Source organism: Chryseobacterium sp. SIMBA_028 (assembly GCF_046535285.1).
Taxonomy (GTDB): Bacteria; Bacteroidota; Bacteroidia; order Flavobacteriales; family Weeksellaceae; genus Chryseobacterium.
The window spans coordinates 235,272-259,143 of record NZ_JAWRWZ010000005.1 but is presented as its reverse complement, the minus strand read 5'-3'; the positions used below and the strand labels follow the sequence as shown (position 1 = coordinate 259,143).

Here is a 23,872-nt window from a genome sequence, read left to right as displayed (position 1 = left end):
AAGGCTACTTTAAGGTTTTTAAAATATTTTACTTGGTAAAAAACCTTTCATCTATTCGCTTCTTTACGACATATAAAGTCTGGAATAAAGTCTTTCATGCTGCATACATCTGATATCAAAAGCGGTATTACAAAGTCCTACCATATCCCTATCGAGTTCCATCGTTTCCCAGACTGTTTTTTCCATTACAGGATATAGGGAAAACAGAATATCCTGCCCGTCAAGCTGCCCCAGAGGAACCAGTTTTACGGCATTCGTGATCATTCCAGCAACAGAGGTATGATAGAAGCCCAATAATGCTTCGTATAAAGGAATTTTCATTAAATAAGCATATACCCCGAATACGATACAGTAATGAGAATTGGCTTCCTTGTTTTGCACTGCTTTTTCAAAAGCCTCCATAAAAGGAAAAGTATCCCTTCTTTTGAATATTTTGATCAGCCTTAAACCCAGTTTTTGACTGGCCTGGCGGATTTCCTTTGGGCATTTTATGGCATTACATTCATTATCCAGCTTTAACAATAAGTGTAGATCATTGTTTTCTGCTGCTTTATAGGCCAGTTTTACAAAAGCTCCGTCATTGAATTTAAGATTGTACTGAAGCATGTTCTGCACAAATTCCTTTGCAGTTTCCAGATTATGTACAATTCTTTCCTGTACATAAGTTTCCAGACCGTTGGAGTGGGTATATCCTCCAATCGGAAGTGTCGGATCTGCAAGATGAAGCAGACTTGACAAAAAATTGATATTCATAGTATTATTCATCTTTTGGGGCTGCCATTTTTAGGATTTTGGTGAAGATGGTTGAACCAAGACTTCCATGTCCGTGAGGTTCTACATTGGATTTAAGAAGATTCAACAGCTTTACGGTTTGTTTTTCCGGTTTAAAGCCACTTGCCTCCAGCCATCTGAACATGGGCATTTCAAAAGGAAGCAGCACTTTATCATCCTGAATAAAAAGTGGAATATGCTTGTTCCCTATTTCATAACATACGGTTCCCATTTCTAATAGAGAACCCGGCTCCATTACAATAGCATCTGTCTCCAAAACATTGATGGCTATTACTTTTTCTGTATTCTCGAAAAGAATATCACCCTCACGCAGACGTTGTCCCTCCTTAAGAAACTTGATGGCAACATCCGTTCCTTGTCTTGTTTTTTTACGTTGAATCCTTTTGGTGGTTTCAAACCATTCCAGATCCAGATAATCTATAATTTTTTCTGTAGGGTTTTCAGTTAGATTGCCTATGGTTTGATTAATTATCATCTTTTTTCGATTTTTTTCTGAAGTCAAAGTTTTTAGAAATGCCTACTCCGAATGTTGAACCACTGATTCCTGCCACATAGCTTTTGGTCCAGCCTACCTCTTTTACTTTGGTCTGAAGCATGGAAAGCTCAGCAAATTTGAATTTCAAGGCCCATCCACTTCCAAGCAATATCCCGATTAAAGGATAGGCACGGAGACGAAATCCTGTAAAATTCTGCATAGAGTCTGCTGTTCCTGCTCCCTGCTGTCCCCAAACATAATGAGCATCCACCTGCCCTATCAATACAAAATATTTCCCAAGCATTAATGAGGGACTATACCAGATTCCTGCTTCATTTTGTTTATAAACCACATCATGATTAACAGAGTTTTGAGAATAGGCATAATTGATTCCGACAAGGTCATTATTATTGATGAAGTACCCTACTCCAAGTGGCGCGCTGGAAACAGTACTGCTGCTGCTGGATGGGGTAGTAACTTTAGAATAATCCAATGAACCGTAGACCATAAACTGTCCTTTTGGCCCTTCTTCATCACTTTTAAGCCTATGTCCGCCCAAAAACTGAGCATTTATATTCCCTGAAAGGATAGACAATCCGGCTATTGCAAGAGAAAAAACTGTTTTATTTAAATATTTCATTCTAAACTTAGTTCTATAATTATTTTAAATTCTGCTTGAATAAATCTTATAGGCATTGGAAGCCTATAAGATCAGTCAGGTTTATTCTAGAACAAGTAATACAACTGTGTTAAAGGAAGTTTCTCTGCCGGTTCACAAGTGATATATTCACCATCTACCGTTACTTTATAGTTTTCAGGATTCACTTCAATTAATGGAGTTTTATCATTATGGATAAGGTCTGCCTTGGAAATATTTCTACAGTTTTTTACCGGAAGAATCATTTTTTCCAATTTGTAAGAAGCAATGGTTCCATTATCGATAGATACCTTAGAAACGAAGTTGGCACAAATACCAAACTTAGCTTTTCCGTGGGCCCCAAACATATTTCTGTAGATAATTGGCTGCGGTGTCGGGATAGATGCATTCGGGTCTCCCATTTTAGCAGCAATTACAAATCCTCCTTTTACAATCATTTCAGGTTTCACTCCAAATAATGCAGGTTTCCAAATAACCAAATCTGCTAATTTTCCCTCTTCAAGAGATCCTACATATTCTGAAATACCGTGTGCAATTGCCGGGTTAATCGTATATTTTGCAACATATCTTTTTGCACGATAGTTGTCATTCCCGCTATCTTTATCTTCCGCTAAATCACCTCTCTGCTCTTTCATTTTACTGGCCGTCTGCCAGGTTCTTGTGATAACTTCACCCGGTCTTCCCATTGCCTGAGAATCAGAACTCATAATACTGAAAACTCCCATATCGTGAAGAATATCCTCAGCAGCAATCGTTTCAGGACGAATACGTGAATCTGCAAATGCCACATCTTCAGGAATATTCTTGCTCAGGTGGTGGCATACCATCAACATATCTAAATGTTCATCAATTGTATTGATTGTGTAAGGTCGTGTAGGGTTTGTAGAAGCCGGTAGTACATTGGGATACATTGCTGCTTTAATGATATCAGGAGCATGTCCTCCACCAGCACCTTCCGTATGGAATGTGTGGATTACTCTTCCGTTGATTGCTCTCATAGTATCTTCCAGGAAACCTCCCTCGTTTAGAGTATCAGTGTGGATAGCCACCTGAACGTCATATTTATCTGCTACTTTTAAGGCTGCATCTATCGTTGCTGGAGTTGCACCCCAGTCTTCATGAATCTTTACTCCCAAAGCACCTGCTTCCACCTGCTCTTCAATGGGCCCTTCTGCAGAACAGTTTCCTTTCCCGAAAAACCCAAGATTCATTGGATATTCTTCTGCTGCTTCAAGCATTTTCTGCATATTGAATTTACCCGGAGTAACGGTAGTAGCATTAGTTCCGTCATTAGGACCTGTTCCTCCTCCTATCATTGTGGTGATTCCACTATACAAAGAGGTTTCGATTTGTTGTGGACAGATATAGTGAATATGGGTATCAATACCTCCTGCTGTTACAATATACCCTTTTCCTCCGTGAACTTCGGTTGAGGCTCCGATAATCATATTAGGAGATACACCGTCCATCGTATCAGGATTCCCTGCTTTTCCGATTCCTACAATTTTACCATTTTTTATTCCGATATCTCCTTTTACAATTCCCCAATGGTCAATGATTACTGCCCCAGTGATACAAAGGTCCAAAACCCCTTCATCTCTTTTTGCCGTTACATTTTGTCCCATTCCGTCACGCACGGTTTTTCCACCTCCGAAAACGGCTTCGTCTCCGTAATGGGTGAAATCTTTTTCAATTTCTATGATAATTTCAGTGTCACCAAGCCTGATTTTATCTCCTGCTGTTGGACCTAATATATTGGCGTATTGTTTTCTGTCTACGTGTAAGCTCATCTTAGTGATTTTTAAAGTTTAACTCTTCAACTTTTGCAAGGCTTGTTTTTTTCTGTTCTTCAGAATCTACCTGCCCGTCAACAAGGTTATTGAAGCCCATTGCTTTTTTGGTTCCTCCTATTTCTACCAGTTCTACTTCCTTTACCTCTCCCGGTTCGAAACGAACTGCAGTACTTGCTACAATATTCAGTCTCTTTCCGAAAGCTTTTTCGCGGGCAAAACTCATAGCTTTATTGACTTCAAAAAAATGAAAGTGTGAACCTACCTGAATAGGACGGTCTCCAGTATTTGTTACTTTTATTTTTACAGTTTCTCTGCCTTCGTTGCAGATAATTGTACCTTCTTTTACAAAAATTTCTCCTGGTATCATGATCAATAGGGATTAACGGATTGGATTGTGTACGGTTACCAGCTTTGTTCCATCAGGAAATGTGGCTTCTATCTGAACATCGTGGATCATTTCTGCCACGCCCGGCATCACATCATCTTTAGTAAGAAGGTTGGCTCCTTCCTGCATCAGTTCAGCTACTCTTTTTCCGTCTCTTGCGCCTTCAAGCAAAAAATGGCTGATCAATGCTATTGATTCTGGATAGTTTAGTTTAAGGCCTCTTGCCTTTCTTTTTAGAGCAAGCTCTCCTGCCAGAAATAGCATAAGCTTCTCCGTTTCTCTCGGTGTTAAGTGCATAGTATTTTTTATTTAAAATTGGGCAAACAGTATCTGGTCTGCCTTGTTGTAAAGGCAAATAAGAAGTGTTCAGAAAATTAAAATTGAGAAATGACTTCTATAGATCTGTACATTAATACAAACCATAATTCATCATTAAATTAAAAAAGGATTAGCAGCCTGCTATCTGCAGGGCATGATACAGAATGTATCTGGGTGCTGTAATATAGGTCCCGCTTTGAACAGCCGCAACCTGAGTATTATAAGAATAATCTGCAAAAAAATAATTAAGCCATTGTTCTGCAAGTATTGAATAATCAAATTTTACTTTCTCCCAATCATTGGAATCCTGTAGATCCTGTGCATCTGAAAAATTATAGATTTCAGTCTGGGTCTGCTGATCCGATTTTTGTTGGAGAAGATGGATTTTTGATAAGACATCAGAGTATGGTTGAGTTTTCCCTTTATGTGCAAAAAGACTTACACATAAAGCTGAGAAAAACATTACAAAAGAGAAAAATATGACTCTTTTTTTCATACCTGTTAATAATGATGTAAAATTAGAGTAATCTTAAAAGGCAGGCTATCTAAAAATTTATTTAAAATGTTCAAAATCGCAACAAATACAATTTTAATGAAAATCCACATTTACTCATAACTACCTTTATTACAATAATTAAGAATAAAAAAACAACTATGACAAATATTTATTTGTCACTATTCATATAATTACAACATTTTTACTGTTATTTTATTCTCTTCAAAACATTCAATGAAATTATAAAACATTACTATCTTTTATTTTCAAATACATAATATTTACTGCTTATTGATTAACAAAAAAGTTTATTTCATAAAAACATACGGTATTTTTTTCTTTCCTTATAATTATCGTAAATTTGTATACAACTTACTTATTTAATTTTAATAAAAATAATAAAACGTAATATGTCAAAAGCAATTTCGCAAGTACCATTAGCGGTAAATGAGCCGGTAAATTCTTATGTACCGGGATCTCCAGAAGTTAAAAGCCTTATCAATACCTACAAGAAAATGTGGGCTGAAAAGGTTGAAATTCCAATGATCATCAACGGAAAAGAAGTAAAAACTGACGAAAAAGTACAGCTTCAGTCTCCACAAGATCATGCTCATGACTTCGGATTTTATTACAAAGGTGGTATGCAGCATGTGGATGACGCTATCAACGCGGCATTGGCAGCTAAAGAAGAATGGAACGCGCTAGGTTGGGAACAACGTGCAGCTATTTTCTTAAAGGCAGCTGATCTATTAGCTGGTCCTTACAGAGATGTTATCAACGCAGCAACGATGATTGGGCAGTCTAAAAACGTACACCAGGCTGAAATTGATGCGGCTTGTGAGTTCATCGACTTCTTAAGATTCAACGTAGAGTTCATGACAGAAATGTATTCTGAGCAACCAGTTTCTGACAACGGAATCTGGAACCGTGTAGAATACAGACCATTGGAAGGATTCTGCTTTGCAGTAACTCCTTTCAACTTTACAGCAATCTCTGGAAACCTTCCTACTTGTATGGCAATGTTAGGAAACGTAGTGGTTTGGAAACCGTCTGACAAGCAGGTTTATTCTGCTAAAGTAATCATGGATGTATTAACTGAAGCTGGTCTTCCTGCAGGGGTAATCAACATGATCTTCACGGATGGAAAAGATACTGCTGAAAAGGTATTGGCTCACAGAGATTTCGCAGGTCTTCACTTCACAGGATCTACAAAAGTATTCCAGGGAATGTGGAAAATGATCGGTGACAATATCCATAACTACAGAACATACCCAAGAATTGTTGGAGAAACTGGTGGTAAAGACTTTGTCATTGCCCACCCATCTGCTAACGTAGAAGCTGTAGCTACTGCTTTGGTAAGAGGAGCTTTTGAATACCAAGGACAAAAATGTTCTGCTGCTTCTAGAGCTTATGTTCCTAAGTCTCTTTGGGCTGATGTGAAAAAGGTAATGGAGGCTCAGATGAGTACTATTAAAGTAGGTACTCCGGAAGATACTTCTAACTTTGTGAATGCTGTAATCGACAAAAATTCTTTCGAAAAATGTAAAGGATATATCGATAGAGCGAATGCATCATCAGAAGCTACTGTAGCTATTGGTGGAACATGTGATGATTCTAAAGGATGGTTTGTACACCCAACTGTAATTGAAACTACAAACTCTCAATATGAAAGTATGGTAGAGGAAATCTTCGGACCAATCTTATCTGTATTTGTTTATGAAGATAAGGACTGGAAAGAGACTCTTAAGGTAGTTGATTCTTCTTCTCCTTATTCATTAACGGGTTCTGTATTCTCTCAAGACCGTTACGCCATCAATGAAGCTTACAAGGCTTTAGAAAATGCTTCAGGAAACTTCTATATCAATGATAAACCAACAGGTGCTGTAGTAGGACAACAACCTTTCGGTGGTGGTAGAGCTTCAGGAACTAACGATAAAGCTGGTTCTAAAATGAATCTTCTAAGATGGACGTCTGTAAGAAGCGTAAAAGAAACTTTTGTTTCTCCAAAGGATTACAAATATCCATACTTAGGATAATTTATAAATAATGAATAATAGGCAATAACTAATGATTGTCTGTTTTTTACATACAGCCTCGGAATTTCGGTTTCGGGGCTTTTTTATGAAAATACCTTAAAAATTCAAGGTTCAAGGTTCAAAGTTTAAAGTTAACTACAATCAGAAAAGAACTTTGCTTCTACCATACCCTAATACTCTAACACTCAAAACCGTCCCATTACCTATTCCCTACTTATCTAACATCTTTTAACAAACTTTACCTATATTTTACCACTTCATACCCCCTGTTAGGAATAGTTATTGATTTTTTACGATTACACCCCAAAATAAAATAGTATGAAAAAGTTATTGCTAACAGCTATCGGCGTAGGATTATTTGCAGTGAGCTGTGGAACCAAGGAGTCGTCCATGCCAACAAGTAACAGTGATTCACTAGCAGCCGATAAGGCTCAAAAAGCATCATCCGCTACTACTGATACCATGGCTACAAAAAAGACGAATCCGGACAGTATCAAAGTGAAAATGGATTCAGCAACAACATCTCCTGTCAAATAGGACGGTACGTGTTTAATTTAAAATTGAAAATCTGTAGATAAAATGGCTGCAGATTTTTTTTGATCTTAACTTTTGATGAAAGCCAAATGACCATTGTATTTACAATGAAAGCGGCTAAAGTCCACTCCTAGTGAAATTTAATATTAAGATCTTTTAATCTTTTACAAAAATCACTATATTTGATTAACATCAAACATTAAAAAGTATTTGTATGAAAAAATTATGGATCGGAGCAATTCTTGGACTTCTTTTCCTTGGAAGCTGTGCTCAAAACAAAGAAAAAAGAGAGGAATTCAAGGATGCCCATGATAAGGATTCTCTGAGAAACAGAATGGGAGATTCTGCTGTGGCAAATTCTGAGCCAGCCCCCATAGATACTTCAAAAGCAAAAACCGACAGTACAAAAGCTAAATAAATCGCAAATCCACAGATGATCTGTGGATTTGCACTTAAAAAAACTTGACTGAAAAAAACCGGGCAATCAACCCCGATTATATTGTATGATCCCTACTCCTTGTCAGAATAGGAAATTTTTAGCAGATAAAAGAGGAATAGTGATGATCTCATAACAACGAAATATACATGTATTCCCTATCTAAAGTTTTATGGTTTGGCTTGTAGCGTATGAGAATTTATCTTAGCTTTTATTTCAGAAGAAACAGAATGGCTTCGAAAATAAGATTAATGAGTTGCATGATGATTGTATTCATTCCCGTAAAACTGTCGCAAAGATAGGATAGCAGCAGGGTTACATAAAATAATAGGTTATCCATTTTCACGAAAAGCGGTAAGGTAGAATGAAAAAAAACATTCTTTTTTAATCATTTTCGCGAAAATGAACACCTTTACTTGTTTGATTTTCAGCATCAAGATATTTAATATAGGATGATGGAGAAAAATCAGTAACCGCCTTGAATATAGCAGCAAACTTACTGTGTGAAGAGAAACCACACTCATCAGCCAGAATACTGATTTTATACTGCCTGTACTTTTCATCATTAATCAGCTTGTCTACAATATAATTAATCCTTAATCGGTTGATATAAGTTTTGAAATCGGCACTTTTGTGCTGATTAATTACATAAGAAAGATATTTTGTATTGGTATTAAGTTCACCTGCCAGAAAAGAAAGAGACATTCCCTTATTGTTATAAAGATTTCCTTTTTCAAATCCTTCAAGCAGTTCAAGTAGCTTGGCCTCTGTTTCGGAGGTCATCAGAGAATCATTTCTTTTTCTGTCTGCTTCGCTGTCCTTTTCTTCAATTTCTTCTACAGATATATTTGAAAATTCAGCATCCTCAGGCTGCCTTATAATCTTAGTTCTGGTACCGCTAATCATATTCACCTGGCTTCTTATGATATTCCTAAGTTTTGAACGTTGCTTTTTTTGCTTTGTTCTGAAAAATATAATCAAACCAACCAAAGAAACAAACAAGATAATAATTGCAACATTTTTGGCTATACTCATTTGCCTGTTCCCTTTATTTGTTTTACCTGCCAACACATTACTTTTCCCTACAAATTCTTGATTACGGGCAGCAATACTATCATATGCCCTTACATATTTAACGGCATATAAGGAAGCTTTAAAGTTATCTCCTGTCCCTTCATAATAATCATTGATATTAGAATATACAGCTTTTTTAAGCTTTAGGCTTCTGGAAGTATCTGCTATTTTTTCTGCTTTTTTCAGATAGAGTTCTGCATCTTTCCAATTTTTCTGTTTCAGACGAATCCCACCCAACCCGTTATAGACCAACCCCAGGGTACAGCTCCCCTCTTTAAGTAATTCTTCAGCCTTTTTATAATAGCTTTCAGAAACATCATAATCGTTAAGCTTAAAATAAATATCTCCTAATAACTGATAGGAAGCGGCTAAGGTACGGTCTTCATTCTGACTGTTTATTTTCTCAAAATTCTTTAAGGAAAACTCAATATGTTCTATAGCATTTACATAGTTTCCAACTTCCATTTCATAGAAAGCCATCTCCTGATTCAACAGTCCTTCCACTTCATTGCTTTTTTGAAAATCAGAAATTTGCCTGGACGCATCCAGTCCTTTAGAAATGTATTTTTTCGCTCTTTCGTATAACCCTACCTGTCTATATTGTCTCGACAATAATCTGCTTACACGGGCCATCCATTCGGCATCATTCATCTGATTGATTAGTGAATGGGCATTTTCACTATAGCATATTGCCTTTTTAATTTCTCCTGCATGGTGATAAAGCTCTGAGGAAAGAAAAAGACTCTTTACTTTCTCTTCCGGTTTTTGGGCAGCCATATAGAGCGAATCAGCCGTCTTGATCGCCTTGCTTAAATCTTTATAGGCAGTGATGGAGGAAGCTCTTTCACAAGCTTGGTCGAAGCTGTTCTGTTTTTGGGCAAATATGGGGATTGCTGTAATCAGCAAAAACAAGATTCTCAGTAGATTATTAGACATAAAAAAACAAATTATTATTCTATAATAATTCATCATTTTTTCACGAGGTGTCTTTTTGTTTTTTACAAAATTAGCAATATTTTGCTTTTGAATGAAATATTCTTCTGAAATTTAATCATTTAACTAAAATCTCATTTTACATTAATTTTAACAATAAGTCTAAAACAATAGATGATTTTCTTTCATATGAGCCTATACCTATATTAAAAACAAAGTTCGTTGATAATTATTTTCAATATGAACTGCTTAAATGTCATCATATTTATTACATTTGCAGGGAATAAAAAGTTTTTATGAAAAAATTAGCGATACTTTCTTCTCTATTTATAGGTGCTCTTGCGTGGGCGCAGGGAATCAAATTCGAGGAGGGCAACTTTGCCTCTATCCTTGCCAAGGCTAAAAAAGAAAACAAATTGGTCTTTATAGATGCCTATGCTTCATGGTGTGGACCTTGTAAACTTATGGTGAAAAATGTTTTCCCACTTAAGAATGTAGGTGACTACTACAACGCTCACTTCATCAATGCTAAAATTGATATGGAAAAAGGTGAGGGAGTAGATATTGCAAAAAAATATAATGTAAAGGCTTTCCCTACCTATTTATTCATTGATGGTAATGGTGAAGCTGTACACAGAACACTGGGCTATGTTGAAGAAAAAGACTTCATTCAGTTTGCAAAAGATGCTGAGGACCCAAACAAAAGACTTACTTCTCTGAAACTGCAGTTTGAAAAGGGGGAGAAAGATCCTGAATTCTTAAAAAACCTTGCCGGACTTACGATGTACAATGATGCTGAGTTTGCAGGCAAAGTACTGGACCGTTATTTTGCACAAAAAAAGGAGCTTGATCAGGATGACGTTCAAATACTTCTTGCAGGAACGCAAAGTACAGAAAGTCCTTTGTATAAAATCTTTCAGCAAAAAAAGAATGAGATTGTAAAATTTTTCCCGGAAGATAAGTATGAAAAGTTTGACAAAAGTATTAAACTGAATACTATTTCTAAAAAGGCTTACAATGCAGATACAAAAACCTGGAATGACAATTATTTCATAACAGAAACTCAAAAACTGATGAGTAAGGAAGATGCTGAAAAGGCTCTAAAAAGAGCAAAAGCCAGCAGAGCTTTAAAAAACAAAGATATTCCTACTTATGAAAAATTGGCTCTGGAAATCTATCAGGATTATTCTTCGGCAAGCTCTGGCGAGCTCAATTCACTGGCCTGGAACTTTTTTGAAAACATCACTAATAAGTCTTCATTAGAAAAAGCAGTAGCTTGGGCACAGGAGTCTGTAAAGAAAGATCAGAACTTTGCCAATACAGATACTCTTGCTAATCTTTACAATAAAATGGGTGACAAAAAAAATGCTAAAATGTGGGCCGAAAAATCCATTGAACTGGCAAAAAGTTCAGGAGAGGATTCTTCTGATACAGAGAAATTATTAAAAAGCCTTTAATTGGTAATCTATAAAATGAAAAAAACCGCAGATTGTTCTGCGGTTTTTTTTATGTTGTATCCTGTTGATAGCTCTTTTCTGCTCCCATTAGTATTCAAAAAGAACACTTCCCCAGGTAAATCCACTTCCAAAGGCAGAAAGAAGGACTAAATCTCCTCTTTTAATTTTGCCTAGCTCAATGGCTTCACTTAATGCAATGGGAATGGAAGCTGCCGTTGTATTTCCGTATTTTTGAATATTATTAAAGACTTTATCATCCGGAAGACCAAATTTCTGCTGTACAAACTGAGCAATTCTAAGGTTCGCCTGATGTGGGATAAACATGTCAAGATCCTCAACAGTTTTTCCAGCCTTATTTAAAGCTTCCATCATCGTCTCCGGAAATCTTGTTACCGCATGTTTAAATACGAAGTTTCCGTTCATGATTGGGTATACTTCCTTATTCGTTACATTTTCAGGTTCTTTTCTCATTCTATCACTCCATCCAAACTTAGAACCAGGGAACTGAGTACAAAGTTCATCAGCATATTTACCCTCAGAATGCATATTTACGGCTAAAATATCTCCTGCATTTTCATCTTCTGTTGCAGAAAGTACAACCGCTCCTGCTCCATCTCCGAAAATAACAGAAACCCCTCTTCCCTCATCAGAAAAATCCAATCCAAATGAATGAACTTCTGCTCCTACAACAAGGATATTTTTATAGGTTCCAGACTTTATAAACGCATTGGCAACACTCATAGAGTATACAAATCCTGAACACTGGTTTCTCACGTCTAAGGCTCCAATGGTATCACATCCCAGCATATCCTGAAGCAAGACTCCACATCCAGGAAAATAATAATCCGGAGAAAGCGTTGCAAAAACAATGTAGTCGATATCTTTAGCTGTTAAACCTGCTTTTTCAAGGGCCTTTTCAGAAGCTTTGAATCCCAGGTAAGCTGCTGTTTCCTGAGAATCGTTTCTATTTTTTCTGTGTCTTCGTTCCTTGATGCCTGTCCTCTCCGTAATCCATTCATCATTGGTGGTCATTAATTTTGCTAAATCATCATTTGTAACAACATTATCTGGAACATAAAATCCAACTCCTTTTATTGTACTTTTAATCATATAGTTTTTTAATTTTGGCAAAGATAAAACTTATTTAACACATACTTTTTCAAAATATTAGTATTTTTACTTTATGCCAATTGATACGATATACAGAAGCACCCACTGCGAATGGGTAGATGTAGAGGCTCCTACTGCAGAAGACCTAAAATTTCTTCATGAACGATACGAAATCAACAATCTTCTTCTGGAAGATACTATAGACCCTAATCACCTCCCAAAATATGAAGAAGACGGAAATGTAAAGTTCTTCCTTCTCCGCGAAAGCACAGAGCTGGAAAGGAAAAACCTGAATACGATAAGTGATATCAGTACAAAGATTGCAATTTTCATACTGGATAAAACCATTATTACCATCCATAGGATGAAAACCAGAAGTATTTCTGAAACGAAAAAAAAACTTTCAGTAGTACAAGAAGAGGCAACCCCTCAAAAAATTGCCCTGATGATTGCCATACTCATCATGAAGAGCTTTGATGACGAGTCCATAAGCCTGCTGGAGACTATGGACAATATTGAAAATGAAATTTTCCTTAAAAATACCAATCATACAAGTCAGATCCGAAGATTGTATAAGCTGAAGCGAAAATCAGGGCTGAACTCTCGTGTGCTGGTGATCTCTACAGATGCTATTGACAAATTCAAGCTTTTGAATTTACAGGATTCAGAAATTGTGGATTTAAAGGATAAACACAAGGATGTAGTCGCAGATTTTGATCATTTGAATATACAGATAACCAACCTTATTTCAATGTTTTTAGCTCTTTCTGATCAGAAAGCCAATCAGGTAATGAAAGTTTTAGCGATTTACTCCGTCTATTTTTTACCGATCACCTTTATTGCCGGAGTATATGGGATGAACTTTGATAATATGCCCGAGCTTCATCATAAATACGGTTATTTCATCACGATGGGTGTAATGTTAACGGTTGTTGTCAGTACATTTATTTATGTAAGACGTAAACAATGGTAACATCCTGGAATCAGTATGGAATAAACTTCCACCATCGTTGAAAGATAGAAAAGCTCAATTTTTCAGCACCACCAAAAACAAAATACATGAAAACGGAAGATCTCAATACCATTCTGGGAGATGGCTCTCTTTCACAGGCATCCAAGGATAAGCTTATTGCCTTGCATGAGAATATTTCTGCCAAGGAATTTTCTGATCTTCTGGATCGGCATGGGAACCAGTATATAGAATTTGTACAAGAAGGAGGTGGTGTTTGGGGAAGTGCGCTGGTAGGTTACCTTTATGGTCTCGAAACTTTCGGGATCCGTTTTTTGAAAGTAGCAGGAACCAGCGCCGGAGCAATCAACACAATGCTTATTGCGGCTTGTAAAACTAAGGAAGAGCCTAAGAGCAGACTCATTAAGGATATTCTTTTTAGTTGGAACTTCGCCGATTTTATGGATGGGAAAACGTATGTAAAAACAACCCTCCATGCCATGCTGAATAATAAGGACTTTTTCAAAATCAATGCTCTTATTGCGGCAGTTTTCTTCATTATTCTGGTGAGTATTCCTTTTGCAGTATCCTCAGAAACCATACTGAATGCCAAGCTTATGTTTCTGATTCCTCTTGTTCCGGCTGTTATTCTATTTTTTTGTGTCAAAAAATTGTACAACAACTTCAGAAAGGAAAACAGCGGACTTAATCCGGGAAATATTTTCATGAATACCATGGAAAGAGCTCTGGATGATTTTGGAATAAAAACCGTGGCTCATCTCAATGAAAAATTCATTCAAAAGGAGTGGGATCTTAACCTCAGCTATCGTTACGGGAACGGTCAGGAATATTATACAATGGCTTTAAACAGTATTGAAAAGATTAAAACCAAGAACCAGGAACATATTGATCTGACAAGATATAAGATTTTCTATGACAGTGTTGTCAATAATGATTATTATAAAAACAATCCGTTTTACCTGCTTCAGTCTGAGTATGTTGTCATTACCACAGACATTAATGCTAAAATAAAGGTTGAACTTCCCACAATGGCCAATTTATACTGGTCTGAAGAGGAATTGAAACATGCCAGTCCTGCAGAGTTTATAAGGGCTTCTATGTCTGTTCCTTTCTTTTTTGAACCTTTTCAAAAAAGAATTGATAAAACGGAGAGCTCCATAAAATATGCATGGAGATACTGGATGAATACTAAACAGGAAGACATTAATCCCGTTGGTGTTTTCATAGATGGAGGCAGTATTTCTAATTTTCCTATTGATCTGTTTCATGCTGATGAAGTTTTTTATCCGAGAATGCCTCTTTTCGGGGTTCAACTGACGAGTGATTCTGATATTCTTTCCGAAAAGGGAAAAACAAGTGCGGAAATTCTTAAAACACCTTTCAGCTATGCAGGAAATATCATCAGCACACTAAAAGGATTTAATGATAAGACCTTTCTTACCAAACATACTTTCTACCGTTTATACAGCATACAATCTGTAAACTGTGGTACAAACAGCTGGCTGAACTTCTTTATGAAAAAGGAAGAGAAAGAAGATCTCTTCAACAGAGGGTTTCAGGCTGCCCTTGACTTCCTTAACCTATTTGACTGGGAAAAATACAAATACGAGAGGATGATGCTTACCATGAAGGAGAAAAAAATACTGAAAGAAGAAGATACCCCAACTGTGGGATAACGATTTTTAATTATTTTAGCTGAAAAAAATAATCAATGAACTGGGTTATTAGAAGTACAAAAAAGGTAAAATTTCACACAAATCTTCAAGAAGTTCTCAAACCTATTTGGGAAGATCTCTCTGCTTATAGCTAGATCTTGACCGATCTGGATTTTGTTTCTAATGAACAACTAATTCCAATTAATTTTGATGAAGATTTTTTTTTGTTAGATCATCAACAATTTGAGCAGTTATATAAAAGTAATCCTCAGGTCATCTGGGGTATAGTTGCTGCTGTTCCCAATAATACTAATCCTGATATAGCACTGCTTTCTAATTTATCCGTTGAGGATACTAACGTTTGGAACGTCAATCATTTTTCAGTCCCGGAATCCATTCTGGAAATTATTGCTATTGACAGTGGATACACTATTGTCAAGTTTAAAGACAAAAAAATTTCTGATAAGTTTAAAGATTATTTTCTAGAACAAGCATTAGATCTACAGAAATTTAATGAAAAGTACATTAATTGAAAAGAAAAAATATGCTCAAAATTGGGATGTTGAACCATTTGAATACATTCAAAAGTAAGTTGAACCCAGAGGTCCAACTTTACTTTTATTTTTTATAACTGATCCAGAAACTCCAGATACATCGGAATGCTATTTTCAATCCACTCTTCAGAAGAATCACGCTCTATACCGTAGTATACAAAAGGTTCTTCGTATTTCGCTTTAATATAATCAAAGGTTAGTTCATAGGGACGGAAAAGCTCATTCATCGTGTACTTATATTCTCCTGACTCGCTGTAGCCTTCTTTATCAATTCCGGCAGTGACAGCCAATGACATTTTTTTTCCCTCCAGTTTAAATCCACTGTTACTTCCATAAGCCCAGCCATATAAAACAACCTCATCCAGCCATTGTTTTAACATGGGCGGACTGCTGAACCAATAGAAAGGAAACTGAAATACAATTTTATCATAGGATTCCATCAACTCCTGTTCTCTGGCCACATTAATTTTACCATCTGGATAAACTTTGTATAATTGATGAACGGTATATTTTTCAGGATATTTGGCTAATTCCTCGATCCATCTTTTATTAATGATTGATTTTTCAATATCAGGATGTGTGACAATAACTAATGTTTTCATTATGTTTAAATTTCTATTGCAAAATTACAATACGTAACGTACATTTTGTACATTAGCAACCTATTGTATGGTACTATAAAAAATGTAAGTAATGACTAAAATAAAGGAAACCTCAACCAATTTCGCGAATAAAAAAGCTCTTGCTGATGAATGTCCGGAGATCTATGCCTCCAATATTATCGGTGGACAATGGGCACTTGCCATCTGCTGCTATCTGATTAATGGTAAAATGAGATTTGGAGAATTAAAGAAACGTCTTCAAAACATTACAGAACGTATGCTGACTCTTCAACTCCGCAGATTAGAGGAAGACAAAATCATTACAAGAACGGTATATGCAGAAGTACCGCCACGGGTAGAATATGAACTGACAGACATTGGCTATAAACTAAAACCCATTATCCTTGAATTTGAAAAATGGGGGAAAGAACATAAAGAACTTACAAAAGAAAGTAAATAATTCTTCATTTTGTTATTTTACGTACATTTAATACTCATTAAACTCACAAATTAACAAAATGAAAAACTTAACTTTTTTAATTACCCTCACGACTACTATTTTTTGGGGAACATCCTTAAGCGCCCAAAAAATTTCCGACGGTCAGACTCTGGAAGTCAATGGAATGAATGTCACATTCAACATTCTCAACAAAGAAAGTATTGAATCCGGAGGAAAGCAGTATGACCGCTATAAAGTATCTGCAACAGTGAAAAATACTTCGGATAAGGCATACAATATCAGATTGTCTGCATTTCCACAGATTGTAAGCAATATTAACCTTATTGAGCTAGACTGCATTAATGCAACCGGAGCAAGGCTTACTTCTAAAAAGATTGAATTGAAGATGAAAGCTCAGATCATCAATGTCACCTATTCTGCCTATGACAAATCCGGAAAATTTACGACCAGCACGATTCCTGTAACCGGAAGTTATTATTTTGATCCTGGTGATAGCATTAGTGACAATGCTATTTTCATTGTTCCTCAAGGTGAAAAACCTGATGTTTCCGTAAGAAATCTAAGATAAAAAACATGCCGACAGGAAATCAGTCGGCATGTTTATATTGTATCAAATTATTTCCACAAAGGTTTTTGTTCTAAAACTTTGGCATGAATAGGGCACGTTTCATGGTGTGCTCCTTTCAGATATCCTGTACTCATCAAAAATTCGTTAACAATTTCTCCTCCTGTAAATTTGAATGTTTTCTTAAAAAGCTTCATCCATTCCTGTAATGTTTTAGGATGATGATGCTCCAGCCATTTTTCAAATGAACCCATTTCTTTTTGTAATTCAATAATGGTTTTGGCGTTTTCAATAGCCGCATTCACTTTCAGTTTATTTCGGATAATACCGGTGTCATTCAATAATCTTTCTCGGTCTTGCTCTGTGTAGGCTGCTATTTTTTTGATATCAAAATTGTCGTATGCCTTTCTGAAGCTTTCTTCCTTTTTCAGAACCGTTTCCCAGCTCAAACCTGCCTGATTAATTTCCAAAATCAGTCTTCCAAATAATTCATTATCATCATGAATGGGGAACCCGTAATAGTTGTCGTGATAATTTTTATGCAGTTCTTTTCTGCTTTCGGGCTGCATGTTCTCTATTGCTAAACAATAACTCATTAGAATATATTTTCTGTTTTAGTTAAGAATTTCTCCAGGGCTTCTTTAATATCAATATCCATACGGTCTGCCAGAACAATCAGCCACCATATATTTTCGGCTAACTTATGTTCCAACTCTTCTGCCGAATCTTTTTTAAGCCATGTTTTCTCATGAGACATTACATTTCTCCCGACCAATCCGGCATCCGTAAGATAAGCAAGAGCATCTTCTTCCAATGTCCATTGGGTTCTGTTACCTTTTATTTCCAGTTGATGATACTTTTCTCTGATATCCAAGGAACGTTTTATGATTTTATCAAAATTATTCGTCTCCATATTTTGTTTTTTTATGTAAAAATTCAGGATATAAAGATAAGGCAGGATTGTGACAACTGTTAGTCAGTAGAGAAGTCTTTTTATTTTTTTATCATGGTAAAAACTGATTTCAATTCTATACTTTGCTGAAAATATTTAGTAGTTTAGGCCTTTCAAAACTTCAACGATGAAATTTCTCATATCTATTCTGTTTTCCTTGTTTCTAAGTTCCGTAAATGCTCAAAATATATACTCCAAGGCTTATGGAAACAAAAAAAATCCACCCATAATCTTTATTCATGGCGGGCCAAGTGGAAACGCGACTTTATTTGAAGGAACTACTGCTCAAAAGCTGGCTGATAAAGGATTTTACCTTATTGCTTATGACAGACGCGGAGAAGGTCGATCCAAAGATGAGAATGCAACAATGACTTTCAAGGAAAGTTTTGAGGATTTAAAACAGGTTTACAACACCTATAAGATTAAAAAAGCACATATTCTTGCCCATAGCTTCGGAGGCATTATCGGAACATTATTTACCAGTCAGTTTCCTGAAAAAGTGAAATCGCTTACCCTTGCCGGAGCCTTATTTACCCAACAGGAAACCTATGATCATATTTTAAAACAAGCCAGTGAACATTTCAAAAATGATCCAACTCAATTAAAAGAGATTTCTGAAATAGAAAATCTTGATAAAAACTCGGCTGCCTACCGAAAGAGATGCTACGAAATGGCCAGCAAACTTGGCTTCTTTGACATGCCCAATCCAACACTGGAAAGTGAAAATGTAAGAAAAGAATATCAAGCGGGTGAATTCTATACAAACAATATCAGAAATGCCAACTCTCCCATCAGGTTTTACCAAAATGAACGATTGAATAACCTTGATAATACCGTTATTTTAAAAACAATCAAAAGAAAAGGTATTCCCTTGTATGCAGTATATGGGAAAAATGACGGCATATTCTCCGATAAACAGCTCAATAACCTTAACAATATTGTCGGAAAAGAAAACTTCAAACTTATTGATAACTGTTCCCATTATTTATTTGTAGACCAGCAGGATGAATTTTTAAAATTTATTGAGTTAAAATTAAAATAAAGTGTAGTTTTGTAACAATGTCAAATACCAAAGTTCATATGAAGACCTACAGAGCCATCATTACGATGCTTATACTGGTGTTTTCATTATCCCCATGTTCTGTTAAAAGAAATGTTCTGGACATTTTTGACATACAATACATCAGCGGATTAAATAAGGTAAAAACGACCTCAGGACTTTCCCAAAATTGTGATATAGCTAACACTTCTTCTAAAACTTCTGTTTCAAAAACCGAAGCTAAGATTAGCTACAAAAAATTCTTTTTCGCTTTTGATTCTACTACAAGCAATATCGGAGAAGAAAAAATATTTTTCAATGAATACTCAGGGCACACTACAGGTAACAGCCCTCCGAAATATATTTTATTTAAAAGACTGAAATTAAGCATGATTTATTTTTTTTTTAAATGCATTAATTCAAGTTTTTTATAATACAATATTAATTTCAATGAAACATACTACAAACAGCCAGTCTTATGATATGGCCGGATTATATACTTTATCCCTCCGCATGGTAATCGGATGGACCTATTTTTCAGCTTTTTGGCGCAGACTTATCCTTGAAAACAAGCTTATTCCGGATGAAAAGGGATATATCGGGGAAAAATTCAATCATTTTTTACCCAATGCCTTAGGAATTAAGCCTGTCATAGAATATCTTGTTACTCATCCGGATGCCTTGCAGCGATCTATGATCATATTCACCATTATCGAAGGTATTGTTGGATTATTAATCATTCTTGGTCTTTTTACCCGATTGATGAGCATTGGGATCTTCAGTCTTGCATTGGGAATTTTGTTAGGCTCAGGTTGGTTGGGAACTACGTGTCTTGATGAATGGCAAATTGGCGTTCTGGGAGTCGCAGGAGGATTTGTTTTGTTTCTTTCAGGAAGTGGTCCTTATTCTATGGATCATTATTTTATGAAGAAAAATAAGAGTTTCACTCAAAGAAACTGGTTTCAATGGTTGGGTTCCGGGAATCTCCCTGTATCAAATCCAAAAGTCCTTGTGCTGGCTGGTTCTTTAATTATCTTTAGCCTTACCCTTTACACCAATCAGTATTTTCATGGTGGGGTCTGGGGAACACTGCATAATAAGTCTGTAAAGCCAAAGCTTGAAATCTCCAATATTTCGCACAATAACTCGGATTTAAAATTTGAGGTGTACAGAACAGAAGGTGCAGATGTCTATGGTTCTTTCCTTATCGGCATCCATTTTTTGGATAAAAACGGAAATATTTTAAAGGAACTGGATCAAAAAGAGCTATCGAAATTATCTAAGGAAAGTATCAAGAATCATTATGTAGCCAAGGTAAAACCAGGAAAACACAGTCTTATAATTCCGTTGGGAGCCAAGGCAGATATCAGCATCAGTATTCATGATATTCTTCAAAAGGAAGAGATTCATGCCTTGAAACTGATTGATATCAGTGGTATTGAATGGACAGAAAATATCAAATAGATTTAAATCTGATGATATACTTTGTTGGGAATACGCAAGGACGTAAAATAAGTTTTTTACCTATTGTCTATTGTGAGACACTAGGGATTTATCTTCGATAAAATGATGTCTTGTACATAGTGATTGGAGAAAAAAAATTGCGTCTTTGCGTTTGCCAACAGAAAATGGTAGAAGATATGATGTTCGGGTGTTTTTTAAGCTTTGGCTAAAGCCATATGGATGATATTGTAATTATAAAAGCGGACTAAAGTCCGCTCCTATCGATGTTTAATGACCTAATTTTTAATCATTTAATTTTTTAAACATCTTATTTCTCTGTCACACTTACCTGATACATACATGAACTATCCGGGTCCAGTTTCAGGACTTTTATTTCAAGTAAAACATCCAGTCCCATAGTATCGCATATTCCTTGTACAAAGGGTTTTATGACCGGCCATTTCAGCAGTCCTGCGATCTGAAGACTTTGTGTGATTTTATGGTAACGATCAACCCCTTTGATCAACATTTCAACTCTATGGTCATTTAATTCTTTAAATTCAAAATTATATTCGGGACTGGATGTAAAAATTGCTCCTATAAGTATTTTTGCTACTGCAGGAATTCCTGGCTGTAGATTGGGTTTTGTTTCCAGATTTTTCAAAGTCATTCTTGATCCTAAATCATACATAAAGGTATTGGAAAGCTGTTCAATAGCTTCGGAACCGTATAGTCTTCCGGCTTGTTTAAGCAAACCTCCATAAAAGGCTCCTGTAATGTCCGAAAGACGCTGAGTCAATTCTGTAAAGGTTTCAGGAAAAAGGTCTGATATAATCTGAGCCTGATCCATCTCGGGAAGATAACTATCATTTTTCCTAAAATCTGACAGAGCCCTAAAGGTTTCCGGCAGTTGTGTTCGGTTCATATTTAAATTTTATAAAGTTTTGGTTATTAGTTGATGTAAAATGGTTTAAATCATAAAATACAGTATCATTTTAATGAAATTCAATTATTAAAATTTTTATAATAAAATCCTGCCAATAGAAAAAAAGTACAGTTTCCTACTCCACTGTATAGATTTGGAGATGAGGAATATACATCTTTACTTTTACATAAAAACAAATAGTTTAGCTTATGAAAAGCTATGGTACAATCTGGATTTTGATTTATAAATAGGGCAGGAATATTACATTCCAATCTTTACCTTTTGAAAAGGTACAATAAGGGTGTGGGAATCTATTCATATTTTTTCATTTGGTAGTGTAAAGCTAAAAAAAATAAATAAATTCTCCAACAAGTGATATTAATTTATAAAAAAGATATGTTGGATTAAAATGACAATCCATTGAAATAAGTATAAACCTATTTCATCAAGTTTTAACACAAAAAAACCTCCGAAAATTTCGGAGGTTTTTTTGTGTTAAAATTTAGTGCATGGCTTCACTCAAATCTATTTTTTCTTTACTTTTTCTTTCTTTTATAAATAAGATAAACGGAATACAAACTAAGAATGCAATTCCTAAATAAAGGAAAACATCCATATAGGATAGCACTGTTGCCTGTTTAGTAACGGTAAGATCCAGCATTTTATAAGCAGCATTCATTGCAGCATCGGGAGTCATCCCTTTAGCCGTAAAACTTGCTTTTAATGCATTTAATCTCTGCTGGACATCAAAGTCATTAGAATCTAAATGAGAAATCAAATTGACTCTGTATTTTTGGCTCGCATTTGCAATAAATGTTGTAATTGCAGCGATCCCGAAAGATCCCCCCAACTGTCTCATCATCCCCGTAAATGCAGCTCCCTGTCCAATTTCCTGACCTTTCAGTGTACTTAGTGATAAAGATGTGATCGGAATAAATAGCAATCCTAATCCTGCTCCTCTTACCATCAACATCCAGAAGAATGCTTCTTTACTGGTATCTGGAGTCAGAATTTTGTACCCCCAGAAGCTATAAACAAAGAATGTAAATAATCCTAAAGAAACCAGAATCTGCTGTTTTACTCCTTTCGAAAGCAACTTACCGATAATAGGCATCATAAAGGCGGTTGTCAATGCAGCCGGAATCATCAAGGCCCCCGACTCTAAAGCCGTCCATCCCAAAATACTCTGGGTATATAAAGGAACAATAAATGTTGACCCGTACAAGCCAAATCCTAGTACGAAAGACATCGCCGTTCCGATCCGTAAATTTCCGTTCTTTAAAACTCTAAGCTCTACAATAGGATATTTGAAAGTAAGTTCTCGCCAGAGGAATAATATAAATCCTAATATTGCCGTCGCCGTAAATGTTACGATCATTCCGCTTTCAAACCAGTCTTCTTCATGCCCTCTTTCCAAAATAAACTGCAATGAACCCACTGTTACAGCCAGTAACGCAATTCCTAACCAGTCTACATCTGAGGCTTTACGTTTCTCAGCATATTTCGGACTTTTTATAAACTGTAAGGTCATTAAAGTAGCTGCAATCCCGATAGGAATATTAATATAAAAAATATAGGGCCAGCTAAAATTATCTACGATATAACCTCCTAATGGCGGACCTAATGTAGGGCCAATAATTACTCCCAAACCATAAATAGCCTGAGCCATACTTCTTTTTTCAACCGGGTATGATTCCGTGATGATGGTCTGTGATGTTACCAATAAGGCTCCACCTCCAATCCCCTGACACAATCTGAAAAATACCAGTTCCCAAATATTATCTGCATTACCACATAAAAATGAAAATACGGTAAAAATGATAATAGAGGCTGCAAAGTAATTTCGTCGTCCAAACTGCTGGGAAAGCCAGCTTGTCATTGGCACAATAATTACGTTACCAATGGCATAAGCCGTAATTACCCATCCCACTTCGGAAAGTGTAGAGCCCAGGTTACCTTTCATCTCGTTCAAGGCAACGTTCACAATCGTGGAATCCACAATTTCCAGCAAAGCACAAAGAATAGCTGTGATCGTAATAATCACTCTTCGGGCTCCATATTCTACTAATGAATCTTGCATAATTTTTTGTACAATGTATTGATGTGAAAATTTTGTAAAATGTACAATGTAAAATGTATGAATGATTTAAAGTTTGGCTAAAGCCATTAATTTCAAACCAGTCATAAGTTCATTTTACCTCAATACATAG

The 23,872-nt window shown here is 35.9% G+C and carries 26 protein-coding genes; 12 read left to right on the top strand and 14 right to left on the bottom strand.

The window, feature by feature from the left end:
• Positions 1 to 63: 63 nt before the first annotated feature.
• The 7 genes from SCA31_RS08855 to SCA31_RS08825 all read right to left on the bottom strand — a co-directional run bounded on the left by SCA31_RS08855 (position 64) and on the right by SCA31_RS08825 (position 4,917).
• A complete protein-coding gene (locus SCA31_RS08855) occupies positions 64 to 753 on the bottom strand; it encodes an urease accessory protein UreF (protein ID WP_410696609.1) in 690 nt (229 codons plus the stop codon).
• Positions 754 to 757: 4 nt separating this feature from the next.
• Positions 758 to 1,267, bottom strand: a complete 510-nt coding sequence (ureE, locus tag SCA31_RS08850; protein WP_410696575.1) for an urease accessory protein UreE — start codon at positions 1,265 to 1,267, stop codon at positions 758 to 760.
• Entirely contained in the window at positions 1,257 to 1,907 is a 651-nt protein-coding gene (locus SCA31_RS08845) for a hypothetical protein (protein WP_410696574.1), read from the bottom strand. The genes ureE and SCA31_RS08845 overlap by 11 nt, the downstream gene beginning before the upstream one ends.
• Before the next feature lie 86 nt (positions 1,908 to 1,993).
• Positions 1,994 to 3,715 carry an urease subunit alpha gene (ureC, locus tag SCA31_RS08840; RefSeq protein WP_410696573.1) on the bottom strand — a complete coding sequence of 574 codons (1,722 nt, stop codon included), beginning with the start codon at positions 3,713 to 3,715 and terminating at the stop codon, positions 1,994 to 1,996.
• Position 3,716: 1 nt separating this feature from the next.
• Positions 3,717 to 4,085 (bottom strand): urease subunit beta, encoded by a 369-nt coding sequence (gene ureB / locus SCA31_RS08835; protein WP_410696572.1) that lies wholly within the window; start codon positions 4,083 to 4,085, stop codon positions 3,717 to 3,719.
• Positions 4,086 to 4,097: 12 nt separating this feature from the next.
• Positions 4,098 to 4,400: an urease subunit gamma gene (gene ureA, locus SCA31_RS08830; protein WP_076352294.1), complete on the bottom strand. Its 303-nt coding sequence runs from the start codon at positions 4,398 to 4,400 to the stop codon at positions 4,098 to 4,100.
• 151 nt (positions 4,401 to 4,551) lie between these two features.
• Positions 4,552 to 4,917, bottom strand: a complete 366-nt coding sequence (locus tag SCA31_RS08825) for a hypothetical protein (protein WP_410696571.1) — start codon at positions 4,915 to 4,917, stop codon at positions 4,552 to 4,554.
• Positions 4,918 to 5,327: 410 nt separating this feature from the next.
• On the opposite strand from SCA31_RS08825, the gene pruA reads away from it, so the two are divergent.
• From pruA to SCA31_RS08810, 3 genes are all read left to right on the top strand, one after another.
• Positions 5,328 to 6,953 (top strand): L-glutamate gamma-semialdehyde dehydrogenase, encoded by a 1,626-nt coding sequence (gene pruA, locus SCA31_RS08820; protein WP_410696570.1) that lies wholly within the window; start codon positions 5,328 to 5,330, stop codon positions 6,951 to 6,953.
• Between the two features lie 318 nt (positions 6,954 to 7,271).
• On the top strand, positions 7,272 to 7,490 hold the full coding sequence (locus SCA31_RS08815; protein WP_410696569.1) for a cytochrome C551: 219 nt from the start codon (positions 7,272 to 7,274) through the stop codon (positions 7,488 to 7,490).
• 211 nt (positions 7,491 to 7,701) lie between these two features.
• A complete protein-coding gene (locus SCA31_RS08810) occupies positions 7,702 to 7,905 on the top strand; it encodes a hypothetical protein (RefSeq protein ID WP_410696568.1) in 204 nt (67 codons plus the stop codon).
• 402 nt (positions 7,906 to 8,307) lie between these two features.
• Here SCA31_RS08810 and SCA31_RS08805 read toward each other — a convergent pair whose 3' ends face one another.
• Positions 8,308 to 9,933, bottom strand: coding sequence for a tetratricopeptide repeat protein (locus tag SCA31_RS08805; protein ID WP_410696567.1), 1,626 nt, complete (start codon positions 9,931 to 9,933; stop codon positions 8,308 to 8,310).
• Positions 9,934 to 10,226: 293 nt separating this feature from the next.
• Here SCA31_RS08805 and SCA31_RS08800 point away from each other — a divergent pair, with 293 nt between their 5' ends.
• Positions 10,227 to 11,387, top strand: a complete 1,161-nt coding sequence (locus SCA31_RS08800) for a thioredoxin family protein (RefSeq protein WP_410696566.1) — start codon at positions 10,227 to 10,229, stop codon at positions 11,385 to 11,387.
• 87 nt (positions 11,388 to 11,474) lie between these two features.
• On the opposite strand, the gene SCA31_RS08795 is transcribed toward SCA31_RS08800, so the two are convergent.
• Positions 11,475 to 12,497 carry a 3-oxoacyl-ACP synthase III family protein gene (locus SCA31_RS08795; RefSeq protein WP_410696565.1) on the bottom strand — a complete coding sequence of 341 codons (1,023 nt, stop codon included), beginning with the start codon at positions 12,495 to 12,497 and terminating at the stop codon, positions 11,475 to 11,477.
• 73 nt (positions 12,498 to 12,570) lie between these two features.
• Here SCA31_RS08795 and SCA31_RS08790 point away from each other — a divergent pair, with 73 nt between their 5' ends.
• From SCA31_RS08790 to SCA31_RS08780, 3 genes are all read left to right on the top strand, one after another.
• The gene (locus SCA31_RS08790; protein WP_410696564.1) at positions 12,571 to 13,470 is read left to right on the top strand and encodes a CorA family divalent cation transporter; all 900 of its coding nucleotides are present in this window, start codon (positions 12,571 to 12,573) and stop codon (positions 13,468 to 13,470) included.
• Between the two features lie 86 nt (positions 13,471 to 13,556).
• Positions 13,557 to 15,143, top strand: coding sequence for a patatin-like phospholipase family protein (locus SCA31_RS08785; protein ID WP_410696563.1), 1,587 nt, complete (start codon positions 13,557 to 13,559; stop codon positions 15,141 to 15,143).
• A gap of 137 nt (positions 15,144 to 15,280) precedes the next feature.
• The gene (locus SCA31_RS08780) at positions 15,281 to 15,655 is read left to right on the top strand and encodes a hypothetical protein (RefSeq protein ID WP_410696562.1); all 375 of its coding nucleotides are present in this window, start codon (positions 15,281 to 15,283) and stop codon (positions 15,653 to 15,655) included.
• A 92-nt stretch (positions 15,656 to 15,747) separates the two neighbouring features.
• On the opposite strand, the gene SCA31_RS08775 is transcribed toward SCA31_RS08780, so the two are convergent.
• On the bottom strand, positions 15,748 to 16,278 hold the full coding sequence (locus SCA31_RS08775; RefSeq protein ID WP_410696561.1) for an NAD(P)H-dependent oxidoreductase: 531 nt from the start codon (positions 16,276 to 16,278) through the stop codon (positions 15,748 to 15,750).
• A 91-nt stretch (positions 16,279 to 16,369) separates the two neighbouring features.
• Between SCA31_RS08775 and SCA31_RS08770 the strand changes: the two genes are divergently transcribed.
• Both SCA31_RS08770 and SCA31_RS08765 read left to right on the top strand, forming a co-directional pair.
• Positions 16,370 to 16,738 carry a helix-turn-helix domain-containing protein gene (locus SCA31_RS08770; protein ID WP_332560960.1) on the top strand — a complete coding sequence of 123 codons (369 nt, stop codon included), beginning with the start codon at positions 16,370 to 16,372 and terminating at the stop codon, positions 16,736 to 16,738.
• A 58-nt stretch (positions 16,739 to 16,796) separates the two neighbouring features.
• On the top strand, positions 16,797 to 17,306 hold the full coding sequence (locus SCA31_RS08765) for a hypothetical protein (protein ID WP_410696560.1): 510 nt from the start codon (positions 16,797 to 16,799) through the stop codon (positions 17,304 to 17,306).
• 47 nt (positions 17,307 to 17,353) lie between these two features.
• Here SCA31_RS08765 and SCA31_RS08760 read toward each other — a convergent pair whose 3' ends face one another.
• Positions 17,354 to 17,899: a DNA-3-methyladenine glycosylase I gene (locus tag SCA31_RS08760; RefSeq protein ID WP_106915166.1), complete on the bottom strand. Its 546-nt coding sequence runs from the start codon at positions 17,897 to 17,899 to the stop codon at positions 17,354 to 17,356.
• A complete protein-coding gene (locus SCA31_RS08755) occupies positions 17,899 to 18,216 on the bottom strand; it encodes a MazG-like protein (protein ID WP_410696559.1) in 318 nt (105 codons plus the stop codon). The genes SCA31_RS08760 and SCA31_RS08755 overlap by 1 nt, the downstream gene beginning before the upstream one ends.
• 166 nt (positions 18,217 to 18,382) lie before the next feature.
• Here SCA31_RS08755 and SCA31_RS08750 point away from each other — a divergent pair, with 166 nt between their 5' ends.
• From SCA31_RS08750 to SCA31_RS08740, 3 genes are read left to right on the top strand one after another with little or no spacing between them, the layout of a single operon-like run.
• Positions 18,383 to 19,297 (top strand): alpha/beta hydrolase, encoded by a 915-nt coding sequence (locus tag SCA31_RS08750; protein WP_410696558.1) that lies wholly within the window; start codon positions 18,383 to 18,385, stop codon positions 19,295 to 19,297.
• Positions 19,298 to 19,314: 17 nt separating this feature from the next.
• On the top strand, positions 19,315 to 19,728 hold the full coding sequence (locus tag SCA31_RS08745; protein ID WP_410696557.1) for a hypothetical protein: 414 nt from the start codon (positions 19,315 to 19,317) through the stop codon (positions 19,726 to 19,728).
• A gap of 16 nt (positions 19,729 to 19,744) precedes the next feature.
• Positions 19,745 to 20,758, top strand: coding sequence for a TQO small subunit DoxD (locus tag SCA31_RS08740; RefSeq protein WP_410696556.1), 1,014 nt, complete (start codon positions 19,745 to 19,747; stop codon positions 20,756 to 20,758).
• A gap of 307 nt (positions 20,759 to 21,065) precedes the next feature.
• On the opposite strand, the gene SCA31_RS08735 is transcribed toward SCA31_RS08740, so the two are convergent.
• Together SCA31_RS08735 and SCA31_RS08730 are read right to left on the bottom strand one after the other, a co-directional pair.
• The gene (locus SCA31_RS08735; RefSeq protein ID WP_410696555.1) at positions 21,066 to 21,662 is read right to left on the bottom strand and encodes a hypothetical protein; all 597 of its coding nucleotides are present in this window, start codon (positions 21,660 to 21,662) and stop codon (positions 21,066 to 21,068) included.
• Positions 21,663 to 22,164: 502 nt separating this feature from the next.
• The gene (locus tag SCA31_RS08730) at positions 22,165 to 23,742 is read right to left on the bottom strand and encodes a DHA2 family efflux MFS transporter permease subunit (RefSeq protein WP_109618596.1); all 1,578 of its coding nucleotides are present in this window, start codon (positions 23,740 to 23,742) and stop codon (positions 22,165 to 22,167) included.
• Positions 23,743 to 23,872 lie beyond the last annotated feature (130 nt).